The sequence below is a fragment of the Shewanella sp. SW24 genome (assembly GCF_025653395.1).
Taxonomy (GTDB): Bacteria; Pseudomonadota; Gammaproteobacteria; order Enterobacterales; family Shewanellaceae; genus Shewanella; species Shewanella oncorhynchi.
Genome location: NZ_JAKKSH010000084.1, coordinates 1 through 640, shown reverse-complemented (window position 1 = coordinate 640; position 640 = coordinate 1). Strand labels below are relative to the sequence as shown.

The 640-nt window shown below is 42.2% G+C and carries 1 pseudogene; it reads right to left on the bottom strand.

What is annotated here, in order from left to right:
* Window positions 1-8 precede the first annotated feature (8 nt).
* A pseudogene (locus L5M17_RS23170) lies at window positions 9-640 on the bottom strand (IS3-like element ISSba5 family transposase); the annotation flags it as partial.

Genomic DNA, 640 nt, shown 5'->3' with positions numbered 1-640 from the left:
TGTAGTGGTCAAGTAAAATTGGCCACGATTTTAGAGTCATTCCAATATAAACGTTCTGACTCATTTGGCGTTAACCCACCATTATATTGATGGGGTCTGGTCTCACTGTAATATCCAGTGATGTAATTTGTGATCTCTTTATCTGCTTCTGTAAAATTCCCATAACCATTGGCGGGTATCCACTCAGATTTCAAACTTCTAAAGAAACGCTCCATTGGTGCGTTATCCCAACAATTCCCGCGGCGACTCATACTTTGCTCAATCTGAAGACGCCATATTAATTGTCTGAATTTCAAGCTCGTGTAATGCGAACCTTGATCGCTGTGATATATCACATTCTCAGGCTTACCCCTTAACTCAAATGCCATTTTCAAAGCTTTACAGGTCAGCTCACTATCTGGTGATAATGACAAAGCCCATCCAACAGGTTTGCGGGAAAATAAGTCTAAAACAACGGCTAGATAGGCCCAGCGATTACCGACCCAAACATACGTCACGTCGCCACACCACACTTGATCTGGTTGAGTTACTGCAAACTGTCGATTTAGCGTATTGGGGATTGCAACATGCTCTTGTGTCGCTTTCCTATAAGAATGCTTAGGCTGCTGACAGCTTAATAACCCAAGCTTTTTCATTAGAT